12 protein-coding genes are annotated in these 13,181 nt (G+C 68.8%); 8 read left to right on the plus strand and 4 right to left on the minus strand.

Translation table 11 applies throughout. From position 1 onward, the window contains the following. Nucleotides 1-176 precede the first annotated feature (176 nt). Genes ATK30_RS29300 through ATK30_RS29310 form a run of 3 tightly spaced genes read right to left on the minus strand, consistent with a single transcriptional unit; the run spans nt 177 to nt 3,221 of the window. The gene (locus tag ATK30_RS29300) at nt 177-830 is read right to left on the minus strand and encodes a response regulator transcription factor (RefSeq protein ID WP_167442027.1); all 654 of its coding nucleotides are present in this window, start codon (nt 828-830) and stop codon (nt 177-179) included. A gap of 22 nt (nt 831-852) precedes the next feature. Further along, on the minus strand, nt 853-1,968 hold the full coding sequence (locus ATK30_RS29305; protein WP_167442028.1) for a sensor histidine kinase: 1,116 nt from the start codon (nt 1,966-1,968) through the stop codon (nt 853-855). Next, on the minus strand, nt 1,959-3,221 hold the full coding sequence (locus tag ATK30_RS29310) for a nucleotide disphospho-sugar-binding domain-containing protein (protein ID WP_101438233.1): 1,263 nt from the start codon (nt 3,219-3,221) through the stop codon (nt 1,959-1,961). Before ATK30_RS29310 ends, ATK30_RS29305 begins: the two co-directional genes overlap by 10 nt. A gap of 233 nt (nt 3,222-3,454) precedes the next feature. On the opposite strand from ATK30_RS29310, the gene ATK30_RS29315 reads away from it, so the two are divergent. Then, a complete protein-coding gene (locus ATK30_RS29315) occupies nt 3,455-4,387 on the plus strand; it encodes a proline iminopeptidase-family hydrolase (RefSeq protein WP_101438234.1) in 933 nt (310 codons plus the stop codon). Beyond that, nucleotides 4,380-5,339 (plus strand): ACP S-malonyltransferase, encoded by a 960-nt coding sequence (locus ATK30_RS29320; RefSeq protein ID WP_101438235.1) that lies wholly within the window; start codon nt 4,380-4,382, stop codon nt 5,337-5,339. The genes ATK30_RS29315 and ATK30_RS29320 overlap by 8 nt, the downstream gene beginning before the upstream one ends. On the opposite strand, the gene ATK30_RS29325 is transcribed toward ATK30_RS29320, so the two are convergent. Then, a complete protein-coding gene (locus tag ATK30_RS29325; RefSeq protein ID WP_101438236.1) occupies nt 5,332-5,577 on the minus strand; it encodes a phosphopantetheine-binding protein in 246 nt (81 codons plus the stop codon). The two genes, ATK30_RS29320 and ATK30_RS29325, sit on opposite strands and share 8 nt — an antisense overlap. A 238-nt stretch (nt 5,578-5,815) precedes the next feature. On the opposite strand from ATK30_RS29325, the gene ATK30_RS29330 reads away from it, so the two are divergent. The 6 genes from ATK30_RS29330 to ATK30_RS29355 all read left to right on the plus strand — a co-directional run bounded on the left by ATK30_RS29330 (nt 5,816) and on the right by ATK30_RS29355 (nt 13,106). Further along, nucleotides 5,816-7,306, plus strand: coding sequence for an AMP-binding protein (locus ATK30_RS29330; RefSeq protein ID WP_101438237.1), 1,491 nt, complete (start codon nt 5,816-5,818; stop codon nt 7,304-7,306). Between the two features lie 188 nt (nt 7,307-7,494). Continuing rightward, nucleotides 7,495-8,964, plus strand: coding sequence for an AMP-binding protein (locus ATK30_RS29335; RefSeq protein ID WP_244194756.1), 1,470 nt, complete (start codon nt 7,495-7,497; stop codon nt 8,962-8,964). After that, on the plus strand, nt 8,961-10,175 hold the full coding sequence (locus ATK30_RS29340) for a type III PLP-dependent enzyme domain-containing protein (protein ID WP_101438239.1): 1,215 nt from the start codon (nt 8,961-8,963) through the stop codon (nt 10,173-10,175). Before ATK30_RS29335 ends, ATK30_RS29340 begins: the two co-directional genes overlap by 4 nt. Continuing rightward, the gene (locus ATK30_RS29345) at nt 10,172-10,648 is read left to right on the plus strand and encodes a cobalamin B12-binding domain-containing protein (protein ID WP_101438240.1); all 477 of its coding nucleotides are present in this window, start codon (nt 10,172-10,174) and stop codon (nt 10,646-10,648) included. The genes ATK30_RS29340 and ATK30_RS29345 overlap by 4 nt, the downstream gene beginning before the upstream one ends. After that, complete coding sequence (locus ATK30_RS29350; protein ID WP_101438241.1) at nt 10,645-11,913, plus strand: methylaspartate mutase; 1,269 nt, start codon at nt 10,645-10,647, stop codon at nt 11,911-11,913. Before ATK30_RS29345 ends, ATK30_RS29350 begins: the two co-directional genes overlap by 4 nt. Then, complete coding sequence (locus tag ATK30_RS29355) at nt 11,910-13,106, plus strand: cytochrome P450 (RefSeq protein ID WP_101438242.1); 1,197 nt, start codon at nt 11,910-11,912, stop codon at nt 13,104-13,106. Before ATK30_RS29350 ends, ATK30_RS29355 begins: the two co-directional genes overlap by 4 nt. Nucleotides 13,107-13,181 lie beyond the last annotated feature (75 nt).

The following is a 13,181-nucleotide window of genomic DNA, read 5'->3' on the forward strand; positions in this document are numbered from 1 at the left end:
AAGCGCCGGTCTCGGCGACCTGAGCGGCCACAGCGATCGGCGGCGAGAGGCGGAAGCCTTGCGCCACAAGAGAACAACTACTTCGTCCACAACGGACGACACGGGGACAGGTCCAAGATCCATCTCTCCAAGCTACCGCCGCCGGTCGAACATCTGCACGGTATCGATCCGGTGAATCAGGCGTGGACCGCGGTACTGTCCAAATAGGTCAGAACGGCGCGGATGCGGCGGTTCTGGTCTCGGCTGGCCTCCAGGCCGAGTTTCGAGAAGATGTTGCTGATGTGGTTTTCCACCGCTCCCTGCGTCACGACCAAAGCCTTGGCGATGGCAGTGTTCGACAGTCCCTGCGCCATCTGCGCCAGCACCTCGGTTTCCCGCGCGGTCAACGCCTCCAACGGATCCCGGCTGCGGGACAGCATCTGCGCGACGACGTCCGGGTCGATGGCCGAGCCGCCGCCGGCGACGCGGCGGACCGCCTCCAGGAAGTCCGCGACGTCGGCGACTCGTTCTTTCAACAGGTAGCCGACGCCGGAGGTGCCCTCCGCGATCAGGTCTACCGCGTAGCTTCCTTCGACGTACTGCGAGACCACGAGCACCGGCAGGCCGGGGATTTCCTTGCGCGCCGCCAAAGCCGCGCGGAGGCCCTCGTCGGTGAAGGTCGGGGGCATCCGGACGTCGGCGATGACCAGGTCCGGGCGGTGGTCCCGGATCGCCACGAGCAGGTCGTCGCCGTTGTCGACCGCGGCGGCGGTTTCGATGCCGACGTCCGCGAGCAGGCTTTGCACCCCGGCGCGCAACAGCACCGAGTCTTCCGCGATCACGACGCGCATTTTCTTGCCTCCACAACAGGATTCACCAGCGGACGGGCAGGTCGGCCCGCACGACGGTGGGGCCGCCGACGGGGCTGACGACGGTGAGCACGCCGTCGATCGTGGCGGCTCGGTCGGCCAGGCCGGCCAGGCCGCCGCCGGGGCGCATCGACGCGCCGCCGTGGCCGTTGTCGGTGATCTCGACGACCACGGTGTCGTCGTCGCGGGTCACTCGCACGGACGCGCGGTCGGCGCCGGAATGTTTGGTCACGTTGGTGAGCGTTTCGCTCACGATGAAGTACGTCGTCGTCTCGACAGGTGCGGGCGGACGGGGTTCTACGGTAACCTCGACCTCAATAGGGATAGGCATTCTTGCGGTAAGAGAAGACAACGCCGCGTCCAGGCCGCGATCCTGGAGCACCGGCGGGTAGATGCCCCGGGCGAGGTCGCGCAGCTCCGAGACAGCGAGTTTGGCGTCGGCGTGCGCGGCTCCGATGAGTTCGCGGACCGCGGTCGGGTCGTCGAGGTCGAGTTTGAGCTGCGCGCGGCCCAGGCTCATCGCGACGGACACCAGCCGCTGCTGCGCGCCGTCGTGCAGGTCCCGTTCGATCCGGCGCCGTTCGGCCTCCACCGCGTCGACTCCGCGTGCACGCGAGTTCCGCAGCTGCTGCGTGCGCGCTTCCAGTTGCGCGGTGCGGTTCGGGCCGAGGAACGACGTCGCCAGTTCGCCGTGCATCGTCCCGATGCGCGGCGCCACGAAAATTCCGAAAGGAGGTACCGCGGTGGACACGACGCCCGCCACGAATTCCACGATGCCCAACGGAAAAGCGATGAGCACGAAAGCGAACTCGCGCCAGGTGGCGGTGTCGAGCAAGCGCGCCTGCCACACGGCGAGCATGCCGGGGCCCACCGGACGGCGGCGGACGGGTTCCGCGATGGTCACGCCGAGCATCCGGTGCGCCCAGCGTCGTTCGAAGGTGCAGTACGAATACATCAGCGAGGTCGCGACCAGCAGGACGGGGATGCCGATCCAGAGCATCGTCGTCGCGACGCCGACCAGCATGGTCACCAGGATCAGCACGAACGCGGCGAGCCGGATCGGGAGGCTCAGCACGAGAAACCCGATCGTCCGCATGGTCGGCGGCCGCGTCACGGGCATAGCGCGAGCCGTTCCAGCTCCGGGACGAGGTCGTCGAGCGTCGGCGTCGCCAGCATCTCGTCGCGCACCTCGAGCGCACATTCCCGGAAGGACGGTTCCTCCAGCAGCCGGCACACTCCCGCCCGGACACTCGCGGGCGTCACGTCCTCGAGGTCCACCAGCAAGCCGTTGCCGCGCTTCGCCTGAGCCACCGCCGAGCCGCGTTCGCTCCACGTGGTGCCCGGGATGACCAGCTGCGGGACGCCGTTCACCACCGCGTTGCTGATCGTCGCGCCGCCGCCCTGGTGCACGATCGCGGAGCACGAGGCGAGGAGTTCGTTCATCGGCACGAAATCGACGGCGCGGACGTTGTCCGGGATCGAGCGCACGGACGCGAGCTGGCTCGCGTTCAACGTGGCGATCACCTCGAGGTCGAGGTCGGCGAGGCCGTCCAGCAGGTCTCCGACGGAGGTTTCCTCGACGCCGAGCACCTGCCGGTTCGAGATGCCGAGGGTGAGCATCACCCGCGGCCGTTCGGGACGCTCCAGCACCCACGAGGGGATCGCCATCGGCTTGTTCTGCGGCACGAACCGGGCCGGGACGTAGTCGACGTCCACGCCGTCGTAGCGCAGATACGACGGATGGCAGTCGATGGTCCGCACGCCGTAACGGAGGGTTTCGTCGTAGTCCGCGCCGAACCGGCCGACCGCGGCGGACATCCACGTCACGAACGGGTCCGGCGAGGTGTCTTCGGGGTGGTTCGCTCTGAGGTCGCGGTATTGCGCACCGATGCGGGCGGTCTGGTCGGCGGCGTACATCATCCGCAGGTGCGGCACCCCGAGCGCGTGCGCGACGATCGGCGCGGCGTAGATCATCGGGTCCCACACCACGAGGTCCGGCTGCCATTGCCGGGCGAAGCGGACGAGTTCGTCGAGCAGCGAGTCCGGCGTGGTCCAGCGGAACACGTCGACCCAGTGCTCGTACACGTTGCGCACGTACTCGTCGGTGTAGCGCTCGGGACGGCTTTCGGAGATGCGGAAGTCGCCCTGCATCGCGTTGTTGCCGTCGACCTGCAGCTGGCGGTGCCGGGCGATGTCGAGTTCGTCGCCGAACCACATGGCGTCCAGCCCGGTTTCGGCGAACGAGGCGACCTCGCGCGGGTTGCGCTGCCCGACGAAGCGCACCTCGTGTCCGGCCGCGGCCAGTGCCCAGCCCACCGGAGCCATGCTGTAAACGTGCGTCCTCGTCGGGAAGACCATCAGCATCACGCGCATCGCGGCAGCTCCGGGATTCGTAGGCGCAGCAGGACAAGGGAAACGGTAGGGCCACGCCGCCGCTCCGCCCACCCGGTAGGGGACCCCTGAATCCGGCACGGCGAACGGGATTTGGCTCGGCTTTAGACGCCCCTTAGGGGCTGGTGGCGCGCGGGCCGCGACGGATAGACAGGTAACCGGATCCGGCCGCGCCGCGCCGGAGAAGGACGAGGGAGGCGAACGAGGTGACGAGCATGGCTGTGGCGCCCACCGCGAAAGGCTGGGTCCCGTTCGGCGAGCACCGCACCTGGTACCGGGTCACCGGGCAGCCGGGAGGAGCGGCGCCCGCTGTGGTCGTGGTGCACGGCGGGCCGGGCAGCACGCACGACTACCTGCTGAGCCTGACCGAACTCGCCGGACACGGATTCCCGGTCGTGCACTACGACCAGCTCGGCAGCGGCGGATCGAGCAGGCTGCCAGACGCCGACCCCGGGTTCTGGAACCCGGAGCTGTTCGGCGACGAGCTGGACAATCTGGTGCACCGGCTCGGCATCGAGGACAACTACGTCCTCTATGGACAGTCCTGGGGCGGCCTGGTCGTGGCGCGGCACGCCGCCGAACGTCCGGACGGCTTGCGAGGGCTGGTGATCGCCAACTCGCCGGCGTCGTACGAGCTGTGGCGCAGCGAGATGGACCGGCTGCGCGCACTGCTGCCGCCCGGCGTCGACGAGGGTCTGCGGGCGCACGAAGCGGCCGGCACCACGGACACGCAGGAGTACTTCGATCTCATGCGCGTCTTCTACGACCGGCACGTCTGCCGCGTGCTGCCGTGGCCCGCCGACTATCTCGCCTCGTTCATGGAGATGGCCGACAACAACACCGTCTACTCGGTGATGAACGGCCCCAGCGAGTTCACCGTCACCGGCACGCTCGCGGACTATTCGGTGATCGACCGCCTCGACGACATCGAGGTGCCGACCCTGCTCATTTCCGGCGCGCACGACGAGGCCACCCCGGCCACCGTGCAGCCGTACTACGACCGGATCCACGACGTGCGCTGGGAGATCCTCCCGGAGTCGAGCCACGTCCCGCATCTCGAGGAACCGGACCGGTTCCGCGAAATCCTGCTGGGATTCCTGCAGGAAGTCCATTCCCCCGCCGAAAGAGAGGTCGCCAGTCATGGATGAGGCCAGCCAGGCCGGATCGGCGGTCGTGTTCCCCGGGATGAGCCCGTGCCGGTTCGTCGACTTCGGCAAGTTCCTGCTCATCAACCCGTTCGCGCGCAGGCTCATCAAGGACGCCGACGACCGGCTGGGCTACTCGCTGGTCGACCGCTTCCGCGAGGCCGAGGGCGACTACTCCGAGTACGCCCAGGTCGGGTTCATGCTCACCTGCGTCGCGCTCGCCGAATGGGCCGAACAGGAGTACGGGATGAGCCCGGACTACTGCACCGGCCCGAGTTTCGGCGAGAAACCGGCGAGTGTGTACGCCGGTGCGCTGACGTTCCCGGACGCGGTGTGGATGACCGCGAAGCTCGCGCGGTGCCTCGACGAGTTCTTCGCGACGGAGCACACCGACGTCGTCACGCACTCGTTCGTCCGCACCCCGGAGGAGAAACTGCGCGACGCGCTGACCGAACTCGACGGGCGCGGCGAATGGTCGGACATCTCCTGCTACATCGACCACGATTTCTACATGGTCTCGGTGCGGGAGCGGAATCTCGACTGGCTCAAACAGACCGTGCGGGGCATGGGCGGGCTCTCGCTGTACACGATGCGTCCTCCGCTGCACTCGCGTGCGTTCGGCGCGTTGCGGCGCAAGGCCGAGGACGAGGTGCTCGGCGGCCTCGACTTCCATGATCCCCTCCTTCCGATCATCGCTGACCAGGACGGTTCGGTGCTGCGGTCCGGCGAGCAGGTCCGCACGATGCTGCTGGACAGCATCGTCGAGCCGCTGCGCTGGCCGGACGTCGTCTCGTCGCTCGAACAACTCGGCGTGCGCAAGCTGTGGGTGGCCGGGCCGGACACGCTGTTCGGCCGCGTCCGCGCCACCACCAGCCGGTTCGAGGTGACCACGGTGAACCCGCGGCTCGCGCTGCAGCCGCGGCGGCGCGGCGCGGGTCCCTCGCGGGTCAGCTAGCCGGCTGCAGCTGCGACAGCGTCGCCCAGAGACGTCCGGGATTCTCGAACGTCTCCAGGTTCAGCGCGTCGTCGGAGAACCGGACGTTGTACTTCTCCTCCAGCACCGCCAGCAGTTCCACCGTGGCGAGCGAGTCGAGGCCGTACTCCTTGAGCGGTGTCTCGGCGGTCAACGCCTCGTCGGCGGGCAGGAACGGGAGGTACGGGCGGAGGGCTTCGTCGAAAGAGCTGTCCCACATGGCTACTCCGGTGGCTGGCTGGGTCGGGCACTTCTACCAGGCAGGGAAACCGACCGCCCGGTTCGGTTTTGAACTCTACCCCGCGCCGCCGCTCCGGAGCGACGCGCTGGCACCCCTATTGCACATCCGACCACAAGCAGGCCGACCCCCCATCCGGCGCGCAACCGTTGCTGCAAAGCCATGAGGCCGTGACTGTGGTCGGGTTAGCAGCGATTGGCACAGTACGCGGAGGACCACGATGGACACGACGACCACCTCGGGACTGCACGCGCGGTTTCTGCGCGGGCTGGCCCTTTCCGAGTCCCGACCGGCGGTCAGCGTCGGCGGGCGGACGCTGACCTATGGCGAGCTGCACGAGAGGGCGTTGCTGTGGGGCGGCGCGCTGGCGGAGTCCGGCGCCCGCACAGTAGGGGTGCTGGCCGGGAAGGGCGTCACCGCCTACGCCGGGATTCTGGCCGGGCTGTACGCGGGGGCGACGGTCGTCCCGCTGCGGCCGGACTTCCCGGCCGCCCGGACCGCGCAGATGGTCGAGGCCGCGGAGGTGGACGCGCTCATCGCCGACGAATGCGGACTGACCATGGCTCCGCCGGTGAAGACACTGCTGGCCCCGGAGGTCAGCAAGCTGAACGCGCACCAAGCACTAGCAGCGCCGAAGGACGTGCGTCCCGAGGACTCCGCGTACGTGCTGTTCACCTCCGGCTCCACCGGACGGCCGAAGGGAGTCCGGATCGGCCACGGCTCCACCGAGCACTACTTCGGCCTGCTTGACGAGCGGTACGACTTCACGCCGGACGACGTCTTCTCCCAGACGTTCGACCTGAACTTCGACTGCGCGATGTTCGACCTCTTCTGCGCGTGGGGCGCGGGCGCGGAAGCGGTGGTGCTGCCGGGAGCGGCGTACCGGAACGTGCCGGCGTTCGTGGAGGAGCGCGGTCTCACCGTGTGGTTCTCGACGCCGAGCGCCATCGACCTGGTGCGCCGCACCGGACGGCTCACCCCGGGCGCGATGCCCGGCCTGCGGTGGAGCTTCTTCGCAGGGGAAGCGCTGACCGTCCGGGACACCGCAGACTGGCGGGCGGCGGCGGGCAATTCGGTGACCGAGAACCTCTACGGGCCCACCGAACTGACCATCACCGTCGCCGGGTACCGCTGGGACGACGAGGAAACCCCGAGGATCGCGGTGAACGGCGTGGTGCCGATCGGCGCGGTGCACGAGGGACACGAGTACCTGCTGCTCGACGAAAACGAGGCGGGGGAGGGCGAACTCGCCATCGCCGGACCGCAGCTGACGCCGGGCTACCTCGACCCGGCCGACGAGAAGGGCCGGTTCCTCGACCGCGACGGACTGCGGTTCTACCGCACCGGCGACCGGGTGCGTCGGCTCGGCGGCGACGATCTGGCGTACCTGGGACGGCTCGATTCGCAGGTGCAGGTGCTCGGCTGGCGCGTGGAGCTGACCGAGGTGGAGCACGCGCTGCAGACGTGCGGCGTGCAGGCGGTGGCGCTGGGAGTCCAAGGCGACGGCGGGACCGAGCTGTTCGTCTTCTACACCGGGCCGCAGCGGCCGGTGATCGAGCTGGTGCGGGCGCTGCGGGCGGTGCTGCCCGAGGGCGTGATCCCGCGGCGGTACGAGCACGTCGAGGAGTTCCCGCTGAATTCGAACCGGAAGATCGACCGGAAGACGCTCGCCGCGCGCGCTGCCGACCTCCTGAACCCGGTGCCCGCTTAATTGTCCGTGAAGGGCTCCTTGAGGGAATCTGATTCCCTCAAGGAGCCCTTCACGGCTTTTGTGCGGGGGAGGGCAGAGTGCCAGCTAGGGGCCGTTAGGGGTGGGGAGCACCGCCTACGCGCGGATAACTTTCCGACGTCGGGGAGCTGTCCCGTGCAGGCACGGTGATTCTACGAATCCTTTCGGGAGTGGCAGTCGTGAACGAATCCGGTTCTCTCGTCCATGCCCTGCTCGACGCGGCGGCGGCCAGCGCGCCGGACGCCGCCGCGGTGCGCGACCGGCCGGGGGTGTGGACGTACGCCGAGCTGGCCGCTTGGAGCCACGCGGTAGAGGCGGTCCTCGCGCGGCGCGGGGTGGGGCGCGGCGATCGCGTGGTGGTGCAGTTGCCGACGGACCGGGCGCTGGTCGCGCTCTTCCACGGCACCTCGCGCCGAGGCGCGGTGTTCGTGCCGATCAATCCGGCGATGAAGCAGTTCCACTTCGATTCCGTCGTCGAGAACGCCGAACCGGTGCTGATTCTCCAGCCCGCAGAGTTCGCTCCACTGTGGACGGAAGTCGAGGAAGCCTACCGCGACGGAACTCGCACCGAGCCGACCGAGGTTGACCTCGACGACGTCGCGGTCCTCGTTTACACCTCCGGCAGCACGGCCGCGCCCAAGGGCGTCATCGGACCGCACCGGCAGGTCACCTTCGCGGCCGGCGCGATCCAGGCGGTGCTCGGCTACCGCCAGGACGACGTGGTTTTCTGCCGGTTCCCGATGTCCTGGGACTACGGCCTGTACAAGGTCCTCCTCTCGACGCTCGGCCGCAGCGAGATCGTCCTCGCCGACGCTGAGTCCGATCTCCGCTTGCTGCAGCGGATGCGCGAGGTCGGCGCGACGGTAGTCCCGATCGTGCCCTCGCTCGCGACGATGATCGCCACGCTGGCCGAGCGCGAAAGCGGCGAACCGGCTCCGGTGCGGTTGTTCACCAACACCGGCGCGGCACTTCCGGATTCGACCATCGAAAAACTCCGCAACGCCTTCCCCGGTGTCCGCGTCGTCCGGCAGTTCGGCCAGACCGAGTGCAAGCGGATCACCATCATGCCGCCCGAGGAAGACGCCGAACGTCCGGGTTCGTCGGGCCTTCCGCTGCCTGGCACGACCGTGCACATCCTCGCTGCTGACGGAACTCCGTCGCCCGCTGGGGAAATCGGTGAGATCGTCGCCGCCGGACCGCACGTGATGCCCGGCTACTGGCGTGCCCCGGAGCTGTCCGCGCGAGCGTTCCGCCGCGACGAGGCCACCGGCGAGCTCCGCCTGCACACCGGCGATTACGGCCGGCTCGACGAGGACGGCTACCTCTACTTCGAGGGCCGCCGCGACGACATGTTCAAGCGCAAGGGAATCCGGATGTCCACTTTGGAGATCGAGGCGGCCGCGATGGACATCCCGGGCGTGCGCGCGGCGGGCGCGATCCCGCCGAGCGAAACGCGCGATCTGGCGATCTGCGTGGAGAGCGACCTGCCGCCGACCACGGTGCTCAAGGAACTGGCGCAGCGGCTCGAGCCGCAGAAGGTGCCCGCGCTGTGCCACGTCGTCGACGAGTTCCCGCTCACCGCGCACGGCAAGAACGCGACGAAGGAACTCGCCCTGCTGGTGGAAGGTGCCCGGAAATGAGCAAGTACGACGAGCTGGCCGCACGGTTCGGCACGCCGGCTTACGTGTACGACCTGGACGTGACCGCCCAGTCGCGCGATCAGCTGTTCGGCCTGCTGCCGGAGGGGTTCGCGGTCTACTACGCGCTGAAGGCCAACCCGCATCCGGAGATCGCACGCGAACTCCGCGAGGGCGGTTGCCGCGCGGAGATCAGCTCGACCGGCGAGCTGGCCAACGCGCTGACCGCCGGGTTCGCGCCGGACGACATCCTCTACACCGGCCCGGGCAAAACGGACGGCGAGCTGGACGCGGCGATCACCGCGGGCGTCCGGTTGTTCTCCGTCGAATCGCTGACTGACCTGCAGCACGTCGGTGCCGCGGCGGAGCGGCAGGACACCGTCGCGCGTTGCCTGCTGCGGGTGAACACCACGCAGGGCAGCGCGTCGACCGGGATCCGGATGATGGGCCGCCCGTCGCAGTTCGGGGTCGACGCCGAGACGTTGCCGGAGCTGATGCCGCTGTTCAAGGCGGTCTCCGGGGCGAAGATCGTCGGCGCGCACTTCTTCACCATGAGCAACGCGCAGGATGAGGACGCGCTGCTCGGCGAGTACGAGTTCGTGCTGCAGTCGGCCGCGCAGCTGCGCCAGGAGACCGGCCTGCCGCTGGAACTGCTCGACATCGGCGGCGGGTTCTCGTCGCCGTACGCGGTTCCCGGCGAGCGCACCGATTACCCGAAGCTGCGCAACGGTTTGGAGCAGCTTCTCGACCTCTACCTGCCCGAGTGGCGCAGCGGCGAGGTGGAGCTGGCTTGCGAATCCGGCCGGTACCTCTCCGGGACTTGCGGCACGCTGCTGGCCGGGGTCGTGAACGTGAAAGAGAGCCGGGGGCACCGGTTCGTCATCCTCGATGCCGGGATCAACGTGGTTGGCGGCCTTTCCGGGATCGGGCGTCTGCTGCCCGCCGCGGTCGGGGTCGAGCAGGCGGGGGACAACCCGGGTCAGCTCGTCGGTCCGCTGTGTACTCCCGGTGACTCGCTCTCGAAGGCCGCGAAGCTGCCTGAGCTGGCCGCCGGTGACCTGCTGACCGTGCCGAACGTGGGCGCGTACGGCGTCACCGCGAGCCTGGTCAGCTTCCTCGGCCGTCCCGCACCGACCGAGGTCGTGGTGTGCGGCGACGAGGTCATCTCAGTGTCGCGATTGGACTATCAGCGAGCCTATGAGGTGTCGCCATGAGCGAGGAAGTCCGCGCTTACGGCAATAGCGTCGTCGAAGAGCCCAGCGGGCGCACGGTGATCGTGAGCAGCATGGCGTCGGACTCGCACACTTGGAACCTCGTGTACCTCGAACTTCTCGTGCGAGAGCTGGGTTTCGACGTCGTCAACCTGGGCGCGTGCGTGCCGGACGAGCTGCTGGAGTCCGAATGCGTCAGCCGCCGTCCGGCGATGCTGGTGCTGAGCAGTGTCAACGGGCACGGCTACCAGGACGGTCTGCGAGTCGTACAGCGGCTGCGGGCCATCCCCGAGCTGCGCCGGTTGCCGATCGTCATCGGCGGCAAGCTGGGCACCGGCGGGCCGCTGTCCGACGAGCAGACCGCGGAACTGCTGTTCGCCGGGTTCGACGGCGTCTTCGACGAGCAGAACGCCGCCGCCTTCCGGCACTTCGCGGCCACGCTTCCCGGCGGGGTCAGCCAGTTGGAGGGAGCGTGAGCTTCGAGCGGTTCGTAGCGCAGCGGCACGCGGCCGGGGAACTGGTCGTGCAGCCGCGCATGGGCTTCGACAGTCCGGCCGCGATGCGCGCCGGCCTTGTCGCGACCAAGCACGCGAACGCCGCGACCGTCGGCACGCTCACGCTCGACAGCTACACCCGCGTCCGCGACACCGAATCCGCGGAACACGCTTTGCGCAACGGAATTCCGCTCAACGGTTATCCGATCGTCAACCATCCGCCCGAGGTGACCCGGGCGATGCTCGACGGTCTGGAAGGCCCGGACTTCCCGGTGCAGGTCCGGCACGGTTCGGCCCGGCCGGTGGACATCTTCCGCGCGATGATCGCCGCCGGACTGCACGCCACCGAAGGCGGGCCGATTTCCTACTGCCTGCCCTACAGCAGCACGCCGCTCGACGAATCCGTGCGGAATTGGGCGTATTGCTGCGATCTGCTGGTCGACGCCGAACATCCGGGTGGCCGTCCGCATCTGGAGACCTTCGGCGGCTGCATGCTCGGGCAGCTGTGTCCGCCGAGCGAGCTGGTCGCGATCAGCGTGCTGGAGGCGTTGTTCTTCTATCGCAAGGGTGTGCGCAGCATTTCGGTCAGCTACGCGCAGCAGACGAACTTGCAGCAGGACCGCGAAGCCGTTGCCGCGCTGCGCCGATTGTGCGCCGAGTTCCTGCCGGAAGCGACCTGGCACGTGGTGATCTACGCCTACATGGGACTGTTCCCGCGCACTCCCGATGGCGCGATGTTGCTGCTGGGCAGGGCCGCCGAGCTGGCGATGAGCACCGGCTCGGAACGACTGATCGTCAAGACCGCCGCCGAAGCCCACCGCATTCCGACCGTCGCGGAGAACGTGACCGCGCTCGAACACGCGGCCGCGTCGGCGAAAGGCATCAAGGCCATGGTGGACGCGGACAACCAGGTCTACCGCGAGGCCTATGCCCTGGTCGACGCGGTCCTCAACAGTCACGCCGATCTCGACCGCGCGCTCGTGGTCGCCTTCAAACGCGGTCTGCTCGACGTGCCGTACTGCCTGCATCCGGACAACGCCGGGCAAGCGCGCAGCACGCTCGACGCGGACGGCCGGCTCGGCTGGTCCGAGCTCGGTTCGCTGCCGTTGCGCGGGATCGCCGAACGCGCGCCGAGCGGCCGGATCACCTCGTCGACGCTGATGTCGGCGCTGTCCTACGTCCAGCACACCCACGACACCCAGGCATTGGAGCAGCCGATGACCGCGATCGGAGGGGATTCGCGATGAGCACGCGCCGTACCGTCCGGGCGTATCCGTTCGACATGCACGAGACGTCCGTATCCGAGACCTACCACCAGTTGCAGCGCGACGAGCCGATGAGCCGGGTGCAGTTGCCCTTCGGCGAACAGGCGTGGCTGGCGACGAAGTACGCCGACGTCAAGCTGGTGACCGCCGACCCGCGGTTCAGCCGGGAGCTGGCCCAGGGGCTCGACCAGCCGCGGATGCGCCGTCAGCAGATGGGCGACGGCATCATGGGCATGGACCCGCCGGACCACACCCGCTTGCGCCGCCTGGTGATGAAGGCGTTCACCGCGCGGCGCCTGGAGGCGATGCGCGAGAGCGTCCGCACGCTGGTGCACCAGCTGATCGACGCGATGATCGAGAACGGCGCGCCCGGCGACATCGTCGAAGACCTCGCGCGACCGCTGCCGGTCACGGTCATCTGCAACCTGCTCGGCGTGCCGAAGGAAGACCACACGATCTTCCGCGAGTGGACCCAGGCGCTCGTCAGCGATGCCACCGCGAAGGGCGACGTGCTCGACGTCTATGGCGACCAGCTGGACAACTATGTGGCGCAGCTGGTCGCGCAACGCCGTGAGGACCCGACCGACGACCTCCTCGGCGCGCTCGTCTACGCCCGCGACGCCGGGGACAAGCTCACCGAGAACGAGCTGATCTCGATCGCCGGCGCCGGCCTGCTCACCGGTGGCGTGGAGACGGTGTCCTCGGCGCTGCCGAGCTTCGTCTTCACCCTGCTGACGCAGCCGGAACTGCTCGCGCAACTGCGGGCGCAGCCGGAGATCATGCCGACCGCGGTGGAGGAACTGTTGCGGTGGGTGCCGATCAACACCGCGGCGATGTTCGCCCGGTACGCCCGCGAGGACGTCCGGATCGGCGACGTCGTAGTGCGGGCGGGCGATCCCGTGCTGCCCGCGCTGCACGCGGCGAACCGCGACCCGGAGGTGTTCGCGAACCCGGACGTCCTCGACCTGACCCGCAGCCCGAACCCGCACGTCGCATTCGGCCACGGCCCGCACCACTGCATCGGGGCGCAGCTGGCCCGGCTGGAGCTGCAGGAGGCGCTGAAAGCGATTCTGGAGCGTTTTCCGGAATTGCGGCTCGCGGACGGGCGCGACGGCGTGAAATGGGAGTACGGGGTGATCGTGCGCGGCCCGTCGCTGTTGCGCGTCGCCTGGTGATTTTCCGCCCCTAACGACGTTTTCTGGGGATCCGGCGCGGCGCGAGCCGGCCATACGATCCGACCGACGACCCAT

Origin of the sequence: Amycolatopsis echigonensis, assembly GCF_002846615.1 — a bacterium.
GTDB lineage: Bacteria > Actinomycetota > Actinomycetes > Mycobacteriales > Pseudonocardiaceae > Amycolatopsis > Amycolatopsis echigonensis.